Annotated in this window: 23 protein-coding genes and 1 other annotated feature; of the genes, 20 read left to right on the top strand and 3 right to left on the bottom strand. The window is 42.4% G+C overall.

The window, feature by feature from the left end; genetic code table 11:
* The first annotated feature begins 52 nt into the window (after window positions 1-52).
* The 8 genes from QM454_RS13870 to QM454_RS13835 all read left to right on the top strand — a co-directional run bounded on the left by QM454_RS13870 (window position 53) and on the right by QM454_RS13835 (window position 8,150).
* Entirely contained in the window at window positions 53-532 is a 480-nt protein-coding gene (locus tag QM454_RS13870) for a 2,4'-dihydroxyacetophenone dioxygenase family protein (RefSeq protein WP_432358973.1), read from the top strand.
* Window positions 533-1,046: 514 nt separating this feature from the next.
* Window positions 1,047-2,300: a DNA polymerase thumb domain-containing protein gene (locus QM454_RS13865; protein WP_432358971.1), complete on the top strand. Its 1,254-nt coding sequence runs from the start codon at window positions 1,047-1,049 to the stop codon at window positions 2,298-2,300.
* 27 nt (window positions 2,301-2,327) lie between these two features.
* The gene (locus QM454_RS13860; protein WP_432358969.1) at window positions 2,328-2,660 is read left to right on the top strand and encodes a YolD-like family protein; all 333 of its coding nucleotides are present in this window, start codon (window positions 2,328-2,330) and stop codon (window positions 2,658-2,660) included.
* Between the two features lie 73 nt (window positions 2,661-2,733).
* Complete coding sequence (locus QM454_RS13855) at window positions 2,734-4,488, top strand: ABC transporter ATP-binding protein (protein WP_432358967.1); 1,755 nt, start codon at window positions 2,734-2,736, stop codon at window positions 4,486-4,488.
* A 5-nt stretch (window positions 4,489-4,493) separates the two neighbouring features.
* Window positions 4,494-6,275: an ABC transporter ATP-binding protein gene (locus QM454_RS13850; protein ID WP_432364019.1), complete on the top strand. Its 1,782-nt coding sequence runs from the start codon at window positions 4,494-4,496 to the stop codon at window positions 6,273-6,275.
* Window positions 6,276-6,524: 249 nt separating this feature from the next.
* Window positions 6,525-7,235, top strand: a complete 711-nt coding sequence (locus QM454_RS13845; protein ID WP_432358965.1) for a cytochrome c biogenesis CcdA family protein — start codon at window positions 6,525-6,527, stop codon at window positions 7,233-7,235.
* 68 nt (window positions 7,236-7,303) lie between these two features.
* Window positions 7,304-7,633, top strand: a complete 330-nt coding sequence (locus QM454_RS13840; RefSeq protein WP_432358963.1) for a thioredoxin family protein — start codon at window positions 7,304-7,306, stop codon at window positions 7,631-7,633.
* Window positions 7,626-8,150 (top strand): CcdC family protein, encoded by a 525-nt coding sequence (locus QM454_RS13835; protein ID WP_432358962.1) that lies wholly within the window; start codon window positions 7,626-7,628, stop codon window positions 8,148-8,150. The genes QM454_RS13840 and QM454_RS13835 overlap by 8 nt, the downstream gene beginning before the upstream one ends.
* Before the next feature lie 24 nt (window positions 8,151-8,174).
* On the opposite strand, the gene QM454_RS13830 is transcribed toward QM454_RS13835, so the two are convergent.
* The gene (locus tag QM454_RS13830) at window positions 8,175-8,597 is read right to left on the bottom strand and encodes a DUF2621 domain-containing protein (RefSeq protein WP_432358960.1); all 423 of its coding nucleotides are present in this window, start codon (window positions 8,595-8,597) and stop codon (window positions 8,175-8,177) included.
* Between the two features lie 119 nt (window positions 8,598-8,716).
* Between QM454_RS13830 and QM454_RS13825 the strand changes: the two genes are divergently transcribed.
* From QM454_RS13825 to QM454_RS13805, 5 genes are all read left to right on the top strand, one after another.
* Window positions 8,717-8,935 carry a DUF1659 domain-containing protein gene (locus QM454_RS13825; protein WP_432358958.1) on the top strand — a complete coding sequence of 73 codons (219 nt, stop codon included), beginning with the start codon at window positions 8,717-8,719 and terminating at the stop codon, window positions 8,933-8,935.
* 22 nt (window positions 8,936-8,957) lie between these two features.
* Entirely contained in the window at window positions 8,958-9,176 is a 219-nt protein-coding gene (locus tag QM454_RS13820) for a DUF2922 domain-containing protein (protein WP_432358956.1), read from the top strand.
* Between the two features lie 193 nt (window positions 9,177-9,369).
* The gene (locus QM454_RS13815) at window positions 9,370-9,498 is read left to right on the top strand and encodes a YvrJ family protein (protein WP_432358955.1); all 129 of its coding nucleotides are present in this window, start codon (window positions 9,370-9,372) and stop codon (window positions 9,496-9,498) included.
* Window positions 9,499-9,608: 110 nt separating this feature from the next.
* The gene (locus tag QM454_RS13810; protein ID WP_432358953.1) at window positions 9,609-10,211 is read left to right on the top strand and encodes an SCO family protein; all 603 of its coding nucleotides are present in this window, start codon (window positions 9,609-9,611) and stop codon (window positions 10,209-10,211) included.
* 27 nt (window positions 10,212-10,238) lie between these two features.
* On the top strand, window positions 10,239-10,898 hold the full coding sequence (locus tag QM454_RS13805; RefSeq protein WP_432358951.1) for a lytic transglycosylase domain-containing protein: 660 nt from the start codon (window positions 10,239-10,241) through the stop codon (window positions 10,896-10,898).
* Between the two features lie 229 nt (window positions 10,899-11,127).
* On the opposite strand, the gene QM454_RS13800 is transcribed toward QM454_RS13805, so the two are convergent.
* The gene (locus QM454_RS13800) at window positions 11,128-11,382 is read right to left on the bottom strand and encodes a GlsB/YeaQ/YmgE family stress response membrane protein (RefSeq protein ID WP_432358950.1); all 255 of its coding nucleotides are present in this window, start codon (window positions 11,380-11,382) and stop codon (window positions 11,128-11,130) included.
* A gap of 107 nt (window positions 11,383-11,489) precedes the next feature.
* A complete protein-coding gene (locus tag QM454_RS13795) occupies window positions 11,490-12,038 on the bottom strand; it encodes a cysteine hydrolase family protein (protein ID WP_432358948.1) in 549 nt (182 codons plus the stop codon).
* 297 nt (window positions 12,039-12,335) lie between these two features.
* On the opposite strand from QM454_RS13795, the gene acnA reads away from it, so the two are divergent.
* From acnA to QM454_RS13760, 7 genes are all read left to right on the top strand, one after another.
* Window positions 12,336-15,050: an aconitate hydratase AcnA gene (gene acnA / locus QM454_RS13790; RefSeq protein WP_432358947.1), complete on the top strand. Its 2,715-nt coding sequence runs from the start codon at window positions 12,336-12,338 to the stop codon at window positions 15,048-15,050.
* Between the two features lie 142 nt (window positions 15,051-15,192).
* Window positions 15,193-17,427: a YcdB/YcdC domain-containing protein gene (locus tag QM454_RS13785; protein WP_432358945.1), complete on the top strand. Its 2,235-nt coding sequence runs from the start codon at window positions 15,193-15,195 to the stop codon at window positions 17,425-17,427.
* Window positions 17,428-17,484: 57 nt separating this feature from the next.
* Window positions 17,485-17,703, top strand: a binding site (T-box leader).
* 429 nt (window positions 17,704-18,132) lie between these two features.
* A complete protein-coding gene (gene thrS / locus QM454_RS13780) occupies window positions 18,133-19,326 on the top strand; it encodes a threonine--tRNA ligase (RefSeq protein WP_432358944.1) in 1,194 nt (397 codons plus the stop codon).
* Between the two features lie 422 nt (window positions 19,327-19,748).
* Window positions 19,749-20,009 (top strand): hypothetical protein, encoded by a 261-nt coding sequence (locus tag QM454_RS13775; protein WP_432358942.1) that lies wholly within the window; start codon window positions 19,749-19,751, stop codon window positions 20,007-20,009.
* A gap of 124 nt (window positions 20,010-20,133) precedes the next feature.
* Window positions 20,134-20,976 (top strand): alpha/beta fold hydrolase, encoded by an 843-nt coding sequence (locus QM454_RS13770; RefSeq protein WP_432358940.1) that lies wholly within the window; start codon window positions 20,134-20,136, stop codon window positions 20,974-20,976.
* Between the two features lie 5 nt (window positions 20,977-20,981).
* On the top strand, window positions 20,982-21,404 hold the full coding sequence (fosM, locus tag QM454_RS13765) for a FosM family fosfomycin resistance protein (RefSeq protein ID WP_432358938.1): 423 nt from the start codon (window positions 20,982-20,984) through the stop codon (window positions 21,402-21,404).
* Window positions 21,405-21,496: 92 nt separating this feature from the next.
* The gene (locus QM454_RS13760) at window positions 21,497-22,039 is read left to right on the top strand and encodes a DUF2441 domain-containing protein (protein WP_432358937.1); all 543 of its coding nucleotides are present in this window, start codon (window positions 21,497-21,499) and stop codon (window positions 22,037-22,039) included.
* Window positions 22,040-22,083 lie beyond the last annotated feature (44 nt).

Below are 22,083 nucleotides of genomic sequence, written 5' to 3'. Positions count from 1 at the left end.
GGTATAATGGCATTTCCATAATACTAAAATAGAAGAATAGGGGATGGATAAAATGACTCAATCAGTAAGCAAACAAGCAGAGGGTGTATTGGACGCGAACTATGTGAATGCGGAAGAACTTCCGTGGTTTCCGTTTTTCGGAACTGAAGTAAAGTTGTGTAAAGTGAATGCGATTTCTGGTCAATTTATCGCCATAATGAAAGCGCCTCCCGGAATTCAATTTCCTCCTCATGTGCATCACGGCATCGTTATCGTGTATACGGTTCAAGGTCAATGGAAGTACATTGAGCATGATTGGACTGCTAAAGAAGGCGATGTTGTGTATGAACCGGCAGCATCACTTCATACATTAATCGTTCCGGCAGATCAAGAGCAAGACGCAATCTTGATGACTGTCATTGACGGTGCAATGGAATTCAGAGGGGAAAAAGATGAAATTATTTACATGCTCAACTGGAGAGAAGCTGTGCGACTCTACGAGGATCATTGTAAAGAGCATAATCTTGAAATTATTGATATTGGACAGCGCTAATGTGCTTGGTGAAAGCTAAGTAAGCGGTGTCATCTTGAAGGGTACCTGTGCAAGAACAAATTGTGACAATTCAACTATACGAATAAATACGCAAAAGAAATCCATCCAAATCTTACCTAGATGAATTTCTATATTTGTTCATGTAATTGTAGTGTGTTGTCTGAATAATGTCTAGCGCAGGTACCAAACAATAACATATAAACGTCAAGATTTATTTACATATTAATACTTCAAACACGCACACCCCCATTTAAAAAATCGCAATACTTTTTACGAAAAGTACAATTGCTCGTTATTGTATTTCATAACCATTGTAGCGATATAGAAGAGGCTGTCTCAGACGTCGGTTTTCGCCGACTTCTGAGACAGCCCCTTTGATTTACTCTAAAGTCTGTATGCTGCCATACCAGTTCACTTTCCATTTTTCTCAATTGGCAATAAGGACCATTGAATATGAACGTCCGTTCGGAGTATACTGTATAGAACTAGTGTTCTTAATGGGGAGGAATACGCTATGTACGAAGATTTACCGGATCGAAAAATCGTATGTCTTGATATGCGAAGCTTTTACGCTAGCTGCGCAGCTACCATCGAAGGTCTCGATGTCATGGATACGCCTATCGCCATCATCGGTAATAAAGAACGTAAAGGGGGCGTTGTCCTGGCCGCTTCTCCCGTCTTGAAGAAGGAATTCGGCGTACAGACCGGAATGCGACTTTATGAAATCCCCGATGATCCTTCCATACGGTTGATCGAGCCAAAAATGCAGTTTTATATTGACGTTTCAATGGAAATCGCTCGTCATTTGAACCGCTACGTGCCGAAAGAGGCAATTCATGTCTATTCTGTCGACGAAAGCTTCATTGACTTAGGAGGGACAGAACGGCTATGGGGTCCTCCTGAAAAAACGGTTGAAAGGATCCAAGATGAGCTTGTAACTCAATTCCAGCTGAGATCCGCCTGCGGAATGGGGCCGAATATGTTGATGGCAAAGCTCGCTCTCGACTTAGATGCGAAAAAGACCGGCTTTGCCCGCTGGACGTATGACGATGTGCCGAAGAGGCTATGGCCGGTCGCGCCGCTTAGCCGCATGTGGGGAATCGGCAGCCGTCTTGAAAAGACGCTGAACAATATGGGGATCTTCTCAGTAGGCGATTTAGCCCGTACGTCCCTCGAACGGCTCGAAACAAAATTCGGTGTCATGGGCAACCAACTGTATCACCATGCGCATGGCATCGACTTATCCGACCTTGGAGCACCGCTCGTCGAAGGGCAGATCAGCTACGGAAAAGGGCAAATTCTGTACCGTGATTACACGAAGCGCGAAGACATCCTTGCCGTCATCCTCGAAATGTGCGAAGACGTCGCATTGCGGGCGAGGGAAGCAGGAAAGGCGGGGCGGACGGTTCATCTGTCAATCGGCTATTCGAAGAATTCGCTTGGAGGGGGATTCGGCCGTTCCCGTTCGATGCACGAAGCGACGAACGATACGATGGCCATTTACCGGTTATGCACACAGCTGCTCGATGAATTCCACGACGGCCGTCCCGTACGGCGCATTGCCATCAGTCTGGCGAATTTGGAAAATGAATATTCCATGCAACTTAGCTTGTTTGACGAGCATAAATGGCGTAACCGCCAACTCGGAGCAACGATGGATTCATTGCGCAAAAAATACGGCTCCACAGCCGTATTGCGCGCAGTTTCCTACACAGACGCAGGAACAGCCGTCCACCGCTCCAAACTTATCGGCGGGCATTTCAAGTAAACATTGTAAATGAAGGGTGATGATCTGATGATTCGTGACCGAGGACGTATCAAATGGACGGCGATGATGCTGCCCGAACATGTCGAGCAACTGCGTGATTGGCAAAAGGAAGACGGTCTGCAAACGAGGCAACAACCCGACGAACAACAGATAGAGGAGTGGAATTACAGAATAAATGAAGCAATGAAGAGGAATGAGCAACTTTCCATCGATTATTGGCATGAAGGTGCGATCATGACGGGAAAAGGGTTTATCCGAAAAATTGATGCACTGGAAGGGAATCTTTATCTTCATCCAGAGTCCGGCGAAGCACATCGAATTCCATTTGTCGACCTAAAAAGTATTTCAGAATCCGAATAATTTGAGTTTCGTACCTTTTCTATTGTTCAGAATTTTGATAGACTATTCAAGGACAGAGAAAAGGGGGAGTACCGTGAAGGTCTTACTGCAGCTTAGCTGGTTTTTCAAACAACGGAAGAAACAATATGGACTTGGTATTGCGGCGCTTATGTTCGTCTCAATATTGCAATTGCTTCCACCAAAAATCATCGGCTTAATTGTCGATGATATTACGTACGACACATTGACAGCTTCTGAGCTGACAAAATGGCTCATCATCTTGGCGGTTGCCGGAATACTGATGTACGTGTCACGCTATTATTGGCGCGTCATGATTTTCGGTTCCGCGGTCCTTTTATCGCGGACGATGCGCGAAAGGTTATTCAACCACTTTACGAGAATGTCACCTTCTTTTTATCAAAAAAGACGGGTTGGGGATTTGATGGCCCATGCGACAAATGACATCAACGCCGTCCAACAGACGGCAGGAATGGGAATATTGACGCTCGTCGACTCCATTTCTACAGGCGGTTTCGTCATTTTGACGATGGCATTAACAATCAACTGGAAATTGACAGTCATTGCACTTATTCCATTTCCATTTATGATTTTCCTGACAAGTTATTACGGAAGATTGCTTCGCCGTCGTTTCCGCTCTGCGCAAGAGGCATTCTCCAATTTGAATGACAAGACGCAGGAAAGCATATCGGGAATAAAAGTAATTAAAACGTTTGGGCAACAAAAAGAGGATATTGAAGACTTTACGGATTTATCGACGGATGTCGTCGGTAAAAATATGAGAGTGGCAAAAGTGGATGCGCTTTTCGATCCGACCATCACAGGCATATTTGCGGTATCTTACATTCTATCTTTCTATTTCGGAACAAAATTCATCATTGCGGGGGATATGTCCATCGGTGATATGGTGGCATTCGGTACGTACCTAGGACTGCTCGTATGGCCTATGCTCGCTTTCGGGTTCTTGTTCAATATCGTGGAACGAGGAAACGCTTCGTACAGCCGTATTACGGAACTATTGTCCATCAACCCGGATATTAAAGACGTTACAGGGGCAATCGATCGCCGCCCGGAAGGAGATCTCTACTTCGATATCGACGAATTCAAATTCCCTGACGATGAAAGTCCGGCACTCCATAACGTCCACTTCACGTTGAAGCGCGGTGAGACGCTCGGCATTGTCGGGAAGACAGGATCTGGGAAAACAGCAATTCTAAAATTATTGCTAAGAGAGTTTGAAGGATATAAGGGAAGCATCGTTTATGGCGGTCATCCAATTAATCAATACAAACAGCAACGTTTACGCGAGTCAATCGGATATGTACCGCAAGATCATTTCCTATTCTCGACGACGATTGCGGAAAATATTGCGTTCACAAATCCGAAAATTGATCGTGAGAGGATTTATGACGCGGCAAGACTTGCCCATATCCATGATGACATTGAAGGATTTGCAGAAGGGTATGAAACAGTCGTAGGGGAACGAGGCGTTTCATTGTCAGGTGGCCAGAAGCAACGGGTCTCTATTGCACGCGCGCTCATCATGCAACCCGAATTACTCATTTTGGATGATTCACTGTCAGCAGTCGATGCGAAAACCGAAGAAGCGATTCTTGAATCGCTAAAGCAGACACGGACTGGCGAGACAACAATCATTACGTCCCACCGATTAAGCGCCATCCAGCACGCCCATAAAATCATCGTCATGCATGAAGGGACGATTGTCGAAGCGGGCACGCATGAAGAATTAATTGCGTTGGATGGAAAATATAAAGAAATGTACGACTTGCAACAATTAGAAGTGCTTGTCGAGCAAGGAGGGGAAGACTAATGCAGATGGAAAAACAGCCAAAATTGACAGCGAAGGACCAATGGAAAGTGTTCAAACGGTTAATGCGCTATGCAATTCCGCATAAAGGGAGCATTTCGATCGCTCTATTCTTCCTTATCCTAACGATAACGGGAAGCATTGTCGGACCACTCATCATTCAATCATTCATCGATAATAATTTGACGCCGCTTCACTTCCCGAGAAACGAAGTGATGACGCTTGCGCTCGTCTATATAGGGTTGCAGATTTTCATTGTCGTTGTATCGTATTTTCAATTGCTTCGTTTTCAGGACATCGCTTTGAAAATCATTCAGCAAATGAGGATTGATGTGTTCACGAAAGTCCAAGGACTCGGCATGCGCTACTTTGATAAGACGCCGGCAGGCAGCATCGTGTCACGTGTGACAAATGACACGGAGTCGATTAAGGATATGTTCGTCAGTGTCGTCGTCACTTTCCTGCAAGCGATCTTCGTCATTATCGGAGTGTATATCGCGCTCTTTTCACTTGATGTGAAACTATCGCTCGTTTCCATGGTACTTTTGCCACTGTTCCTTGCAATTATTATCGTCTACCGTCGATACAGTTCGGATTTCTATCAGGACCTTCGGGAACGATTAAGCCAATTGAACGCCAAAATTGCAGAATCGTTATCGGGCATGGGCATGATCCAAGCATTTAGACAGGAACAACGATTAGCAAGTGAGTTCGATGATATAAATGAAGGACATTATCGTGCAGGAATGCGAAACATTAAATTCGATAGTATTCTTTTAGGGCCATTCATCGACTTGCTCTATGCGTTCGCTATCGTGTTCGTCCTTGGCTATTTCGGATTCATGTCAATGGACAGTGCAGTTGAAGTAGGGATCATCTATGCGTTCACGACGCTAATTGGACGTTTGTTCCAACCGGTACAGCAAGTAATGCAACGGATGTCTATCTTCCAACAGGCACTCGTTTCTGCGTCGCGCGTATTTAAATTAATGGATGACCCAGATATGGAGCCTGCGCAACAAGAATCAGAGCATACGGAAATTAAAGAAGGGACAATTGAATTCCGAAATGTGACGTTTTCCTACGACGGCAAAAACGACGTACTGAAAAACATCTCATTCACAGCGAATGCTGGCGAAACGGTTGCGCTAGTCGGGCATACGGGAAGCGGAAAGAGCTCCATCATTAACTTGCTTATGAGATTTTACGAATATGGCAAAGGGGAAATCCTCATTGACGGAGTTTCTTTGAAAGACTTGCCGAAGGCTGAACTCCGGAAAAAGATTGGGCTCGTCCTTCAGGATCCATTCTTGTTCTATGGAGATATTGAAAGCAATATTCGCTTGCACAATAAAGAGATGTCTTCCGAGGAAGTTAGAGCGGCAGCCGAATTTGTCCAAGCGAATGAATTCATTGAAAAACTGCCGGATAAATATTCACAGAAAGTAACAGAGCGAGGGTCGACATTCTCGAGCGGTCAGCGTCAGCTTGTCGCATTCGCTCGGACAATCGCAACAAACCCGAAAATCCTTGTATTAGATGAAGCAACTGCTAACATCGACACGGAAACGGAAGTTGCCATCCAAGCGAGCTTGGAAAAAATGCGAAAGGGCCGTACGACAATTGCAATTGCCCATAGGTTGAGCACAATTCAGGATGCGGAGCTCATCCTCGTCCTCCATCAAGGCGAGATCGTCGAACGCGGAACCCACCAGCAACTACTCGCGCAAAAAGGACTTTATTATATGATGTACCAACTGCAAAACGGTCTCATGGAAGACGCTATGTAATCGACCGGTTCGCCAACGCAGGCGAACCGGCTTTTTAGCTTTGTCTAGCTCCGGGCGCCAGGTGCTCGGGTCATAAGCCAGCTCTGCTGTACGGCAAAGAACGCCGTTTCGCAGATCTATCTTATGCCTGTCGCACCTAGGCAGGCGCCCTCCGCTTTTCGGTGTTCATAAAGAATTCACAGTCAAAATAGACGTAATTCGGCTACGAATTTGATACGATGGAAGGAGAACTTTGAAGGGGAGAGATAGATGGCAACTGATTTAAATATATTTCTAGCATTTGGCGCAGGTTTTCTCAGTTTCATATCTCCTTGCGTCTTGCCATTGTATCCGGCATTCATATCTTATATAACCGGCATGTCAATTGAAGAACTGAAATCAGATTCGAAAAAGATGAATCGAAATGGCATGTTCCATACATTATTCTTTTTACTCGGATTTTCAGTTGTATTCGTCTTTTTAGGATTCAGTACATCCTTTGTCGGCAATTTCTTTATACAGTATAAGGATTTGCTAAGACAAATCGGTGCCATTTTTATCGTCTTGTTCGGACTTATGGTCATCGGATTATTTACACCAAAGTTTTTAATGAAAGAACATCGGCTACAATTTAAAAATCGTCCCGCTGGTTATTTAGGGACAGCGTTAATTGGCCTAGCCTTTTCTGCCGGATGGCAACCGTGCATGGGGCCAATCATCGGTGCGATCATTGGGCTTGCTGCAGCGAATCCTGGCTCAAGCATGTTGTATATGATGATGTATGTGCTCGGTTTTGCGATTCCGTTTTTCGTCTTGTCGTTTTTCATTACACGACTCGGTTGGATTCGCAATAACAGCAATCTCATTATGAAAATCGGAGGCTATATTATGATAGCCTTTGGACTGTTGCTGTTCTTTGACGGCATCGTTTTTCTGACAAGCTTACTAAGCCCGATATTCGGGGATTTCCAAGGGTTTTAATAGAAAACAATGAGCCTCCAAGTATTTTTCTTGGAGGCGTAATTGATTGTTAAGTGGAGGGTTTGCCGATGCAAGAAATCGGATCTTTTGAACAGTGGCTAGACATATCAGCGAATGAGCAAAGGCTATTATTGTTTGTAAAAACGGATCATTGTTCCGTCTGTGAAGGGCTTTATCCGCAAGTAGCTGAACTAATGGAGGAGTATCCATTCCCTTTCTATAAAGTGAATGCGGCTCAAGTACCTGAAATGGCTGGACAGCTTTCGTTATTCACCGCCCCAGTCGTTCTTCTATTTTATAAAGGAAAGGAAACAGCCAGGTTCGCAAGGTTTGTCCAAATGGATCAGTTAACACATCGGATGAATGAACTGGTGGAGTGGGGAGAGGATCATGTTTAGGCTTCAGGAGATTATCGATTTTATTTTTAATGAAATTCCATCAATCTACTTAATCATCGGTTCGACAGTTTTGTTTCTCTTCATGGGGACGATGGCGTTCATAGTACGGACAAAAGCGGCAAAAAGACCGATTTCACCGAAAAGAATTATCTTACCGCCACTGTTCATGTCGACAGGTGCACTTATGTTCTTATTTGAAGAGTTTAGAGTGCCTTTGCCTCAAGTCTTCGAAGCGATCTTTGTTGGAATGTTATTTTCAATTGTATTGATCAAAACGACCAATTTTGAAGCAAAGGGTGAAAACCTTTATGTCAAAAAGTCGAGGGCGTTCCTAATCATTCTAGTCGGCTTGCTCATTGTACGTTTTGTTGCAAAATTGATATTAAGCAGCTCCATCGACGTCGGCGAGCTAGGTGGCATGTTCTGGATACTCGCATTCGGCATGATTGTCCCTTGGCGCATTGGAATGCTCGTTAAATACTTCAAACTAAAAAACAGCATTGAAAAAGCCTCCTAATTGAATGGAGGCTTTTTGATTCATTTAAAATAAATGCTCATAAGGTGTTAGATCGATTTCCATCGAGTCCAACTTTCTTCGTAAAAATTTATGATCGCGTTTTGGGGTAGCGATTATGTAACCGCGGATAATATGGTCGAAGTCTATCATCTTTGCACGGTCCTCCAACGCAATTTGGCCGATTTTAGCGGCAATTTTCTGTTTGGCGACGTCACGGAATAATTCTGGAACGGGGCTGACGAGTTCATTTAACAACTTTTTTGCTTCCTCATTCCAAAGATGAAGGGATTCGTTTACATAATGTTCTTCCCAATCAAGTGTCGATTTGCCGTCCGCCTTCGGAAACACTTTCAAAAATTTACGGAACATAAAGAAGCCGCCAATTCCGAAAAGCCCAACTAAGACGATACACCAAAAAATGATGAACCATAAAAAAAAGTCTTGCAACTATCTTCACCTCTTCCATTCTACTTCCCATTATAAGAGCAATTCCGAAAAAATACACGGACAAAGTATCCTTTCTCTCTTTCTACGTCTATATAACGTGTGAAAGGAGGGGAAAGCAAATGGCGACAATCGAATTCAGACATGCAGTCGGAAGAGTGTATTTCGACGGCGGGATGACAGGAGATGGGAAAATGATCCGTAAATCAAAAACCTATCGCAATCTCGCAGAAGGAGCAACTGCAGAAAATTTGCATAATGCTCTATTACAATTGGCACAGCTGTCTAAGTATCCGTTCATCGGAGCGGAGAAAATTGAAACAGCAGACATTATGAACTAATGATGAAAAGGGGGAATGAGGAATGGCAAAGACATTACAATTGAGCTTTACGACAGCAGAAGGAAAGCAGACATCGCTTACCGTAGACGAGCCGAAAGATGGGTTAACACCTTCGGAAGTGGAGGCTGCTATGCAGCAAATTATTAGTTCCGGAGTATTCGAGGTGGACGGTTATCCGCTTGAAGCCATTAAAGGCGCACGTATTGTGGAGCGTACAGTAACAGAACTTGTAAACGTATAATTAAAATTTGGCCCCCAGCCCCGAACTGGGGGCCTTTTCAAATTCAGCAATCCAGCTCCGGGCGCCAGAGGCTCGGGGTCATAAGTCAAAGCTGCTGTGTGGCAAAGGACGCCACTTCGCAGCTTCGCCTTATGCCTGTCGCCTCTAGGCAGGCGCCCTACGCTTTATAATAAGAGAGGGGGGGTGTTTCAATATGGAACAATGGTTGGATCTTGTACAGCAGATTGGATTTCCAATCTTTGTATCATTCTATCTGTTGCACCGGCTTGAAACGAAGCTCGAAGCGATTCATAAAGCTCTTGTTTCATTAAATATGAAGTGATTATACGAAAACGTCATTGATTTGACATGAATGAATAGCTAGCGCGGTTGTTTGGTAGGTATCTATCCACTATGATAAAGTTAGTATTCATAATGGGGGGAAGTCTATATATGCGTAAAAAAGTTTTCCTATCATCTGTCATGACGTTCATGTTATTATTGTTGAGCGCGTGTTCAATGGGTGGATTCAAAGCGGATCATAAGTATAAGATTGACCCGTTTGACTTCACGAATCAGCATCATGAACAAGTAACCCTCGACGACTTAAAGGGTACTGTCTGGATTGCCCAGTTTGTATTCGTAAACTGCGAAACTGTTTGTTTGCCGATGATGGCAAATATGGCAGATCTTCAACAGATGCTTCATGATGAAGGCATCGAAGATTATAAAATCGTATCATTTAGCGTAGATCCGAAAAACGATACTCCTGAAGTTTTACAAGAATATTTGGATGCATTCGATCCTATCGATCAAAGCAAGTGGGAAATGCTGACGGGTTATAGCCAAGAAACAATTGAAAAATTGGCAATTAGCTCTTTTAAGACATTCGTCAGTAAAACACCTGGGGTGGATCAAGTCACCCACGGGACTGCATTTAGCTTGATCAATAAAGATGGAGTATCTGTAAAGACATATAGTGGTGCGGAAAATGTACCTTATGAAGAAATTGTGAATGATATGAAGGTACTCATTAAAGAAAAGCCTAAATCGTAACGAATCTAAATAGAAAAGGGTGGTGCAGTGAAAAAGAAGAAAAAGGGGTTATCCGTCAAAACGAAAGTTTTCATGATTGTTTTGCTTATCCCTGTCGCTGTAACCACCTTCACTTTATCAGCCATCATTTGGACAGGTATTCAAAATCCCGAGCTCATTAAAAAGTCTGCAAGCACGTTGCTGGAATTCCAGGAACGTCATACAGCATTGAAGATTCCGGAGAAATACATTCCGATTTATCAAGCTGCTGCAGAGGAGTATGGGGTTCCTTGGACGCTTCTCGCTGCCCATCATCGGATTGAAACCCGATTTTCAACGATGGATCCTTTGTTGTCCCCGGCAGGTGCTGAAGGGCATATGCAATTCATGCCTTGCACATTCGTAGGTTGGGGATACCCGGGTTGTGGAGGGCTAGGAAAAGGAAATATACCGGAAAAGGATAAGACTGATCCCGCAGTCATTCAAAAATATGGCGGATATGGTGTCGATGCGAATGGAGATGGAATCGCCGACCCTTTCGATATTGAAGATGCCATTTTTAGTGCCGCACATTATTTGTCTAAAAGTGGAGCGGCAGACGGGGAAATTGAAAAAGCAATTTTCCATTATAACCATAGTGAAAAATACGTTGAAGACGTCTTATGGTTTTTTAATGAATTCGAAAACCAAAGACTCGAACATGAATAAAAGAGCATCAAGAGTGAAATCTCTTGATGCTCTTTTCACATTTTACGTCCAGACTCCGGGCGCTAGCTGATGCCTTAATTTCTGCAAAAGCCGCAGAAATACGGCAAATCGAACCCTTCGCAGTTCGATTGGCTCGGGGTCATAAGTCAAAGCAGCTCTGTGGCAAAAAGCGCCACGCCGCATCTTTGTCTTATGCCTGTCGCCTTTTAGCAAGCGCCCTACGCTTTTGTTAAGTCGCTTTACGCATCGATCTCATTATCAAGCCTACAATAAAGACGAGGATAATTGAACCGAGCAGTGCGGGAAGAATGTAGAAGTCTGAAACTCTTGGGCCCCATTCTCCAAGCAACATACCACCGATCCATGCACCGATAATACCTGCAATAATATTACCAATCACTCCACCCGGAATGTCTTTTCCTAAAATAAGGCCTGCAAGCCAACCGATAATTCCACCGATAATTAAAAACCAAATAAAGCCCATTCGTACCAACTCCTTTTTAGTGATTCATAATTGCTTATGTAGTATATGGATATCCGTAAATTCCATACAATAAACATCTATCGCAAGAAATCACTAAAAAAGCCAACTTATGAGCGGATGATTTTGGCTCCTAATGTCTTTTCAAAATGCCCTAGCGCCCATTCGTGTCCTGCCGGATTGAAGCTTGCGACACCTTGTTCGTGAATGACGATGTCAAAGCCTCGATTATAAGCATCAACAGAAGTATGAAGGATGCAAATGTCCGTACAAACCCCGACTAAGTGCAATTCAGTAATCCCACGTGCACGTAGCTGCAATTCCAAATCAGTTCCCGCGAAGGCGCTGAAACGTGTTTTGTCCATCCAAATTATCTTATCCTTGTTCTCTGCATACAAGTTGTGAAGTTCACCGTAAAGATTCCGCCCAGCAGTGCCTACAATATTGTGGGGAGGAAACATCTTCGTTTCAGGATGATATGGATCATTTTCTTTGTGAAGATCGACAGGCATAATGACAAGATCATCTGCGTCCAAAAATTGCTTTGTCAACTTAACGATATACGGCTCCAGGTCAATGCCGGGTTGACCGCATGTCAACGCTCCATCTTCTGCAACAAAATCGTAAGTGTAATCGATTACTAACAATGCTTTTTTCAACAATCCCACTCCTTTATCGTTCTTTCATTCTATCATGCCATATGTTTAGAAAAAATTCAGTAGAATCTTGTAGAATTCTATTGAAGGAATCGAAAACTTTGCATGAATATGTTTTTCAGAATATACTTGATAGTGGGTCGCGTCTTTATTCCTCCATATATGCGGTTACGGTCATTATATTTTCTTATGGAAGACTATAATTTTTAAGTATTTTACTTATGAACGTCGCTATCATATGATGGAATAGAGAAAAGATCTTAATTCACGGCCTTTTCAGTACATAAAGGAGGAATAACAATGGCAAAAAGCAACTTGCATAATAGCCGCCAATCATTCGAACTGAATGGCAAGACGTATAACTACTATCGTCTGAAAGCTCTTGAAGAAGCCGGCATTGCTAATGTTTCAAAACTACCTTACTCAGTCAAAGTACTACTTGAGTCCGTCTTGCGCCAACATGACGGGTATGTGATCAAAGACGATCACGTTGAAAACTTGGCAAAATGGGGCAAGGATGCAGATAAGGACGCAGAAGTTCCTTTTAAGCCTTCCCGCGTTATCCTGCAAGACTTCACTGGAGTTCCAGTTGTCGTTGACCTTGCATCCCTTCGTTCAGCAATGGCTGAAATGGGTGGAGACCCGAATAAAATCAATCCGGAAATCCCAGTTGATCTCGTTATTGACCACTCGGTACAAGTTGACCGCTACGGTACACCGGATGCACTCCGCCTTAACATGGAGCTTGAGTTCGAACGTAACGCTGAGCGTTATCAATTCCTGAGCTGGGCACAAAAAGCGTACGATAACTATCGCGCAGTACCTCCTGCAACGGGGATCGTTCACCAAGTAAACCTTGAGTACCTAGCTAACGTTGTGCATGCAGTCGAAAACGAAGACGGCACATTCGAAACGTATCCGGATACACTTGTCGGAACTGACTCCCATACGACAATGATTAACGGAATCGGTGTACTCGGATGGGGTGTCGGCGGAATCGAAGCTGAAGCTGGTATGCTTGGACAGCCATCTTATTTCCCAATTCCTGAAGTTATCGGTGTAAAACTAGTTGGCGAACTTCCGAACGGTACAACTGCGACTGACCTCGCGCTTAAAGTAACACAAACACTTCGTGCGCATGGCGTTGTTGGTAAGTTCGTCGAGTTCTTCGGACCTGGCGTCTCAAAATTGCCACTTGCTGACCGTGCAACGATTGCAAACATGGCACCAGAATACGGTGCAACTTGTGGTTTCTTCCCGGTTGACGAAGAGTCACTCGATTACATGCGCCTAACAGGCCGTGAAGAAGAACATATCCAAGTTGTTAAGAAATATCTTGAAGAGAACGACATGTTCTTCACTGCAGATAAAGAAGAACCAACATATACAGATGTAATCGAAATCGACCTTGCGAAAATCGAAGCAAACCTTGCGGGACCGAAACGTCCACAAGACTTAATTCCACTTTCCGGATTGCAACGTTCTTTCAAAGATTCAGTAGTAGCTCCTGAAGGGAACCAAGGATTCGGTCTTACGCCGAAAGAATTCGAAAAGCAAGCAAATGTTGAGTTTGCAGATGGACGCACTGTTGGTATGAAAACAGGTGACCTCGCAATCGCAGCAATCACTTCTTGTACGAACACATCCAACCCTTACGTTATGTTAGGTGCTGGACTTGTTGCGAAGAAAGCTGTCGAAAAAGGACTTACACCTCCTGCATACGTGAAAACATCACTTGCACCAGGTTCAAAAGTCGTTACAGGCTACCTAGAAGACTCCGGTCTAGCAAAATACTTGGATCAAATCGGATTCAACACAGTCGGTTACGGATGTACGACATGTATCGGAAACTCCGGTCCACTTCTTCCTGAGATCGAAAAAACGATTACGGAAAATGACCTACTCGTTTCATCTGTTCTATCCGGTAACCGTAACTTCGAAGGACGTATCCACCCACTCGTAAAAGCGAACTACTTGGCTTCACCGCCACTAGTTGTCGCATATGCGCTTGCTGGAACAGTCGATATCGACTTCGAAAAAAATCCAATTGGTAAAGCGAAAGACGGCACGGATGTATACTTCAAAGACATCTGGCCAACATCAGAAGAAGTGAAGGAAGTCGTAAAAGCGACAGTAACTCCTGAACTCTTCCGCAAAGAATATGCTCGCGTATTCACTGAAAACGAAGCGTGGAATGCAATCGAAACGACTGATGATTCGTTGTATGATTTCGATGAAAACTCAACATATATTCAAAATCCTCCGTTCTTTGAAGGACTAGCAAAAGAGCCAGCTGATATTCAAGCTCTTTCCGGACTTCGCGTCATCGGTAAATTCGGTGACTCCATTACGACGGACCATATTTCTCCTGCAGGTGCAATCGGTAAAGATACACCAGCTGGTAAATACTTGCGTGAGCGCGGCGTAAGCCCGCGTTACTTTAACTCTTACGGTTCCCGTCGTGGTAACCATGAAGTTATGATGCGCGGTACATTCGCGAATATCCGTATTCGTAACCAAATTGCAAAAGGCACAGAAGGCGGATTCACAACGTACTGGCCAACAAAAGAAATCATGCCTATTTATGATGCAGCTATGAAGTATCAAGAAGATGCTACTGGCCTTGTAATCTTGGCAGGTAAAGATTACGGAATGGGCTCTTCACGTGACTGGGCTGCAAAAGGTACTTCACTATTAGGTATCAAAACAGTCATCGCGGAAAGCTACGAACGTATTCACCGTTCAAACCTTGTCATGATGGGTGTTCTTCCTCTTCAATTCATGAACGGGGAAAGCGCTGAAACACTTGGCCTTACGGGCGAAGAAGAAATCAGCGTAAACATCGCGGAAGGCGTAAAACCACGCGATATCCTGAAAGTGACAGCAACTGCAAAAGACGGCACTGTCAAAGAGTTCGACGTACTAGCTCGTTTTGACTCCGAAGTTGAAATCGACTACTACCGTCACGGCGGAATCCTTCAAATGGTTCTTCGTGATAAAATGAAAAACAACTAATTAGCGTAACAAAGGCGTCCGATTTAATCGGGCGCCTTTTTATTTGTCGTAAAACTGTAAATTTCGGTCTTTTCTCCAAAAGACAATCATACAATATAAATGTTGAACTTAAACGCCAAGGAAATGGAGGAATACACTATTAATGCGTAAACTGAACAAAGCTTTTTTGATTGCAACTTCTACTGTCTTGTCTTTTGGAATGTTTTTATCGGTTGCCAATGCTTCAACTACCGTGAATGGACAACCAGAAAAAGTACGGATCCAAGTTGCTGCCACTGATACAATTATTACGAAAGAGGAATTGATTAAGAAGTTTCGAGAAATGTTCCCTAAACAGTTTGATTTCTTAACGAATAGTGATTTTCATGTGAGCAGTTCACATATTTTTCCTGACGATGAAACAATGCGGCATGATCTGCATTTTACTAAGACTGTTCAAGGGAAACGGGTATACGGGAATATAGGGTTTGTTGGAGAGGAATTGGACATTGAATACTTTTCCTATCAACCTGCTAATGTAACGGATGCTTTGTTCCCTGCAAAAGTTTCAAAAGAAGAAGCAAAAAAAATAGCGGAAGATTTTCTGAAGAAATTTCTTAAAGAAAAAGACTATCAATTAGAATCAGACTCGTTCAATTATTATCCGCAACAAATATTGACAGAGCCAATTCGTTACTCATTTAATTTTGCACGTACAAAAAATCAAGTACCCATTGCTGACCAAAGAATGGACGTATCCGTTCTAGGGAACGGTGAAGTCGTCAGTTTTTACAAGATGTCACCACCGTCGAAACCATCTACTTTTGATGATGTCAAACAACTAAAAGATAAGAATGAGGTAGTAAAGAAGGTTAAAGAAAAACTTTCTGTAGATTTGACCTATCAGATTAACTATGATTACCAAACTGGCGATCGAAAAGTAGAGCTAATCTACCGTCCAACAGCAAAATTGCAAGGTGTTGAAGCGACATCAGGGAATTGGATGACTGCTAACGGATACGAAAAAGATTTTCCGGAGAAAACAAAAATTGAAAAGATTGTAGCGAAACCGCTCCCGGTAAAAGAGAAAGCCATTACTGTAGAAGAAGCGAAGAAAATTGCCGAACAATTTCTCGCCGTGGATATCGATAAAGTAAAATTAAAAATCGATTCGATCCAAGAAATAGAGAATTATAACGGGCAAGCAGTCATTAGTGTCCAATATACGTATCTGTATGCGAATGGCGGATACGGAGGCAGTTTAGAAATTAATAAAAAAACAGGTGAGATCATCCAATACTACGATATGAAAGATTACTTACTCAAGGAAATTGGAGAAGATCCTAAAAAAGGCGGCACTCTTTCCCAAAAAGAAGCACTCAACCAAGCTGTGAAATATTTAAAAGAATGGGTTCCTTCCTATCTACACAACTATGCGATGCCTGTAGAAGAACCTTATTTTGAAGAAAGAATGGGTTCTTATCACTTTGTCTTCCCTAGACTTGTGAATGGGATTGTTGTCGTGGGCGATCAGATTAGTGTAGGAATAGCTGCTGGCGGTTCTTTAAACAGCTTAAGTGTCTACCATCAAGAAATGGAAAATTGGCCATCAAGCGATAAAGTGATATCCGAGCAAGAAGCTAAAACGATTTTTGAAAAAGCGCTAAGCCTGAAACTTACGTATATGAAACATGCTAAAAATCAAACGGAAAATCATTATGATCTAGTCTATTTACCAGTATTTAACGAGGATCCGTATAGTTATATGAATGCTGCTACAGGGGAATGGAATAACTTGTTTAGCGGCAAAGATTCAATAACGATATCACATCCTTGGGCGGAAGAAGAGCTGAATTATCTTATTAATGCCAAAGTGTTGAACGTGAAAGATGTTAAGAGTTTTAATGGCGATGCCGCCATTTCTAAAGGAGAAGCATTGAAAGTGCTTATGAATTCCCTCACCTATTTCTATTACGGCGGTTATTACTACGGTGGAGAAAACACGAACCAAACATTTGATAATATAGACCCGAAACATCCGTTATATCAGGAGATTGAACGTGCAGTTGAAGCCGGCATCATCAAAGCGGACAGTAAGAATTTCGATGTCGATGCGCCGATTTCAAGAGAAGAGCTTTCTGTTTGGATGATTCGTGTATTAGGGCTCGAGCAAGCAGCAAAAGATAGCAGTATTTATAAGCTTAGCTTCGTAGATGCCGATAAAGTTCAAAATGCAAATACGGGTTATGTAGCTATTGCAAGCTCGCTAGGATTATTACAAGCGGAGAAAAATCGAATTAACCCTGCTCGTGAAGTGACGTATGCAGAGTTGGCGGTGTCAACGATTCGTTTGGCGCATGCAATTGCCGAAAGCGGAAGAGGTCTGCGCTATTATTGAATAGCTATTGACATAACCAAAATGGTCACATATAATACAATACAATTAATTATCAATAAATGAGCGTTGAGAAGGACATGAATCATTTCGGAAGCTTCCCAGAGAACAGGACCTTGGCTGGAAGTCCTGTAGCAGATAGATGATTAACCACCTTCGAGCTATCATAGAGGACAGCATCTATGCAGAAACTATGATCGGGAGACCGTTATCGATTGAGCGCGCATGTTTTAAACATGGCGAAATCAGGGTGGCACCACGACCGCATTCGTCCCTTTATTGGGGATGAATGCGGTTTTTTTGAATTTAATCCAGCTACGGGCGCTAGCTGCTCGGGTCATAAGCTAGCCCTGCTTCACGGCAAAAAGCGCCGTTTTGCATGTCTGTCTTATGCCTGTCGCAGCTGAGCGAGCGCCCTTCGCTTTTTTTATTTTCATAATAAGCGTTGAGAAGGACATGAATCATTTCAGAAGCTTTACCAGAGAACAGGACCATGGCTGGAAGTCCTGTAGCGGATAGATGATTTACCACCTTCAAGCTATCGTAGGGGACTGCATGTTGCAGGAAACTATGATCGGGAGACCGTTATCAATTGAGCGCCACGTTTGTTTAAACATGGCGAAATCAGGGTGGTACCACGACTGCATTCGTCCCTTTACTAGGGAGGAATGCGGTTTTTTATTTATATACAAAGTAGGAGGAATTGAAATGTCAGTACAAATGGATATTGAAAAAAGGAATCATCGTAAATTAGGCCAGGAGCTAGAACTGTTTATGTCGTCGGAAGAAGCGCCAGGCATGCCATTCTATTTGCCGAAAGGAATGATTGTACGAAATGAGTTGGAGCAATTTTGGAAAAAGAAGCATCTAGAGTCGGGCTACGAAGAGATCAAAACTCCGATCATGATGAAACAGGTGCTTTGGGAGCAATCGGGCCATTGGGATCATTATCATGAAAATATGTACTTTTCGGATGTCGATGAACAGCAATATGCTTTGAAACCGATGAATTGCCCGGGGGCGATGCTCATCTTTAATCACAAACGTAGAAGCTATCGGGAACTACCAATTCGATATGCGGAATTAGGTTTAGTCCACCGCCACGAGTTATCGGGCTCATTGAATGGACTTTTACGGGTTCGGGCGTTTACACAAGACGATGCACATCTATTCGTCCGGAAAGACCAAATTGAGGAAGAAATTGATCGCGTATTGGATTTAATTGACGATATCTATTCAGAATTTGGTTTCAGCTATGAAGTCGAATTATCGACAAGACCGGAAAATTATATGGGCTCCATTGATTTATGGAACGAGGCGGACCAATCGTTGGAAGTAGTGCTGAAGCAGCGGGGAATGGCCTATCGAATAAATGAAGGCGATGGAGCATTCTATGGCCCCAAAATTGATTTTCACATATTAGATTCGTTAGGACGGAGCTGGCAATGCGGCACTGTTCAACTGGATTTCCAAATGCCTGAGAAGTTCAATTGTCGGTATATTAATGAACAAAATGAACTTGAATACCCAATCATCATCCATCGAGCCATTTTCGGTTCGGTAGAAAGATTCCTTGCTATCTTAGTTGAGCACTATGCAGGGGAGTTCCCATTATGGCTTGCACCGGAACAAATAAGAATTATCCCGATTGCAGATAAGCATGTTTTTTATGCCGAAGAATTGAAGAGGGAGTTTGTTGCAAAGGGATATCGTGTGATAGTGGATGATCGTGCTGAGAAGATGGGATTAAAAATTAGAGAATCTGAAAAGCAGAAAGTTCCTTATATGATTGTTGTAGGTGATCAGGAAGTCGAGCGGCAAGTGGTTTCTGTTCGGAAACGGAAGGAAGGAGATCTTGGTCAGTTGAAGATGGATGAAGTCTTGGATATGTTAAAACTGTAATAATGAAAGAGTGCCGTTACGAGCACTCTTTTCAATATTTACAGATTGTCTTCTCTTATTTACTGAGTGAGTTATAGAGTTTTTTCATCCGACTGTTACTACGAATATCTACCAGATGAACGGAATATATTGAATGAAAGTAGTGATTCGTTTTTGGTGTGACGGTTGATTGATATTGAAAATAACGCATTCACAAAGAATCTCAAACGGACTCTCTTTCGCTTGCTTTTTTCTACTGCATACGTAATAGAATTGAATACCGTATTAGTTTAGTAGGTGAAGAAGGAGGACTACAAATAGGCAAATCTATTTTCACGTATTTTATTGCCGGATTGATTGGTTCATTTGTATTAGTTTACGGCTCAGCCACTTTGTTGTTTTTGATAACTGGCGAGGCTTTCATCGAAGGGAACCTAGGTAACTTGAATTATGCATATCTAGCGATTTTTATCGGTTTAGGAATAGGATTAAGTACGTTTATTCCCAGTCAATCGAAGCTTCAATTATTTGTCATTGGTGGAATGCTATTTTCTGTCATCTTCATCCTATTTCACGCCATATCTGTTTGGCGTATCGATCAGGTCAGTGATGGATCATTATTGAGGACATTAATTGTCTTACCAATCTCTGCATTTCTTATTATGGCGGCTGCACGTATTGGAGAGCGAATAGAAAGTGTCTAATTCATCCATGTTGGAAAGGGTAAGCAACCGAAATGCTTAGCCCTTTCTTTTTTTGTTTATTTTCAAAATTAATAGAGTTATAATTAACTATAATTAGATAAAATAAAAATTTGGGGGCTTTAATATGTGGGTACAACGTTTTATTGACACTGCACGAGGGACTTTCGAGGTTTTTGAAAAAGGTGAAGGCGATCCATTAGCCGTCACTCATCTGTACAGTGAATTCGATGAACGGGGAAATGCATTTGCAAATCCATTTACAGAACACTATCATGTCTACCTCATCAACTTGCGCGGAGCAGGGAAGTCCGATGGCGCGCAAGTTGATGAGCAATATAGCATGAAAGAATCCGTATTGGATTTGGAGGCAATCCGTAAAGCGCTTCATTTACCGAAATGGGGGTTTGCAGGTCATTCAACAGGAGGCATGTTAGCTCTTGTGTATGCTGTGATGAGGGAAAGATCATTAACGAAAATCATCGCTGGAGGCGCTGCGGCAAGCATTGAGTACAGTGCAGATCCAGGCAGTATCTATTGCAGAAATAACCCGAACTTCGAACGTATTGTTGAAATCATGAATCGACTTGATACACCAGATGTATCTTTGGAGGAAAGAAGAGCTTTAGGTCGTGAATGGAATTTGATGTCTTTTCATTCTGAGGAGAAAATGGATAAAGCTTATGAGAAGCCGAATAGCGGCAAGACGGTCGGGGATCGATTGACGTATTTCAGAAAAGTGGACTGCAAGATGTATGATGTCAAGGATGAATTGAAGCACATTAACATACCGGCTTATATATATGCAGGTAAATATGATGCCCAATGCCCGCATAGATTCGGTGTTGAAATCGCAGAATACCTTCCAAATGCCAAATTCACTTCGTTCCTACATAGCAACCATTATCCGTTTTTTGAAGAAGAGGAAGAATTTGCTGCGTTTGTTAGAAGTTCATTGATTCCGGGGTGAAAATGATGTTTGTAAAAGGATTAAACCATTTATTATTTTCAGTTTCCGATTTGGAACGGTCGATAATATTTTACCAAGATGTTTTTAAGGCTAAGTTGTTAGTTAAAGGGACAACCACTGCTTATTTCGACTTGAACGGTATTTGGTTAGCTCTAAATTTGGAAAAAGATATTCCCCGTAATGAAATTAGTCAATCATACACACACGTTGCTTTTTCAGTAGAAGAGTCAAATTTAGATAATATATATAACGAGCTAGAAAGATTAGGTGTAAATATATTAAGTGGTCGTCCAAGGGATAAAAGGGATAAGAAGTCGATTTATTTTACTGATCCTGATGGACATAAGTTTGAATTTCATACTGGCACTTTACAAGACAGATTAAACTATTATAAAAAAGACAAACCGCATATGGAATTTTACGATTGAACTATTATATAACTTAAATGCCTTAGGGTAACGGGAGGCGAATTAAGATAGATAATAAAATAGTTGCATACCATATCGTCACGAATAAGAAAATGGAACTTGGGCAGATCATCCACTTTGACGACAATCAACCAAACACATTATATCGCTTCTTTTTTGAAAAAGAACAATTGAATTCTAAAGGAGAAGACTCTCTACGGATTCTACAGGACCACTATACAATAGATGGATTAAATTTGAATATGGAAGATGCCGAAGTAGTTAGTAGATATATGGGCCAAACAATGAGAGCCATTAGAGAAGTAATAACAGAAATGGTAAGACTACAAGAGTATCCTGACCACCCTTCCAGATTATCATGCTTATACGCAGCAAAAACATATGAAGACGCATTGAAGTGGAAACAATTGTTCGACTCCTATAATCGGAATGTATTACAGATTGTAAAATTACGAGTGCAAGGGAGTTATTTTGAAGGAGATGCCAACCTTCTACCAAAAGAAGATGGAATCCCTTTCGCTCAAAAAATTGCTCAAGCGAAAGAGTATTGGAAGGGTAATGTGGAAAATGAGCTTCCTGAGCTATTGATTAATGGAGAAATTCAGGTTGTAGAGATCATTGATGATTTTATGTAAGGAAGCTAGAAAGAGCTTATGTAAAGGATATGAAGAAAAATATA

The sequence above is a fragment of the Sporosarcina sp. UB5 genome (assembly GCF_050859005.1).
Taxonomy (GTDB): domain Bacteria; phylum Bacillota; class Bacilli; order Bacillales_A; family Planococcaceae; genus Sporosarcina.
This window is presented reverse-complemented; position numbering and strand designations above follow the sequence as displayed.

Excerpts from the sequence above, each read along its gene's own strand:
- QM454_RS13810 (WP_432358953.1), top strand. The coding sequence starts at position 9,609 with ATGCGTAAAAAAGTTTTCCTATCATCTGTCATGACGTTCATGTTATTA.
- QM454_RS13870 (WP_432358973.1), top strand. The coding sequence starts at position 53 with ATGACTCAATCAGTAAGCAAACAAGCAGAGGGTGTATTGGACGCGAAC.
- thrS (WP_432358944.1), top strand. The coding sequence starts at position 18,133 with ATGTCAGTACAAATGGATATTGAAAAAAGGAATCATCGTAAATTAGGC.
- QM454_RS13840 (WP_432358963.1), top strand. The coding sequence starts at position 7,304 with ATGCAAGAAATCGGATCTTTTGAACAGTGGCTAGACATATCAGCGAAT.
- QM454_RS13800 (WP_432358950.1), bottom strand. The coding sequence starts at position 11,382 with ATGGGCTTTATTTGGTTTTTAATTATCGGTGGAATTATCGGTTGGCTT.
- QM454_RS13760 (WP_432358937.1), top strand. The coding sequence starts at position 21,497 with ATGGAACTTGGGCAGATCATCCACTTTGACGACAATCAACCAAACACA.
- QM454_RS13850 (WP_432364019.1), top strand. The coding sequence starts at position 4,494 with ATGGAAAAACAGCCAAAATTGACAGCGAAGGACCAATGGAAAGTGTTC.
- QM454_RS13865 (WP_432358971.1), top strand. The coding sequence starts at position 1,047 with ATGTACGAAGATTTACCGGATCGAAAAATCGTATGTCTTGATATGCGA.
- fosM (WP_432358938.1), top strand. The coding sequence starts at position 20,982 with ATGTTTGTAAAAGGATTAAACCATTTATTATTTTCAGTTTCCGATTTG.
- QM454_RS13835 (WP_432358962.1), top strand. The coding sequence starts at position 7,626 with ATGTTTAGGCTTCAGGAGATTATCGATTTTATTTTTAATGAAATTCCA.
- QM454_RS13860 (WP_432358969.1), top strand. The coding sequence starts at position 2,328 with ATGATTCGTGACCGAGGACGTATCAAATGGACGGCGATGATGCTGCCC.
- QM454_RS13785 (WP_432358945.1), top strand. The coding sequence starts at position 15,193 with ATGCGTAAACTGAACAAAGCTTTTTTGATTGCAACTTCTACTGTCTTG.
- QM454_RS13770 (WP_432358940.1), top strand. The coding sequence starts at position 20,134 with ATGTGGGTACAACGTTTTATTGACACTGCACGAGGGACTTTCGAGGTT.
- QM454_RS13825 (WP_432358958.1), top strand. The coding sequence starts at position 8,717 with ATGGCGACAATCGAATTCAGACATGCAGTCGGAAGAGTGTATTTCGAC.
- QM454_RS13820 (WP_432358956.1), top strand. The coding sequence starts at position 8,958 with ATGGCAAAGACATTACAATTGAGCTTTACGACAGCAGAAGGAAAGCAG.
- QM454_RS13815 (WP_432358955.1), top strand. The coding sequence starts at position 9,370 with ATGGAACAATGGTTGGATCTTGTACAGCAGATTGGATTTCCAATCTTT.
- QM454_RS13845 (WP_432358965.1), top strand. The coding sequence starts at position 6,525 with ATGGCAACTGATTTAAATATATTTCTAGCATTTGGCGCAGGTTTTCTC.
- acnA (WP_432358947.1), top strand. The coding sequence starts at position 12,336 with ATGGCAAAAAGCAACTTGCATAATAGCCGCCAATCATTCGAACTGAAT.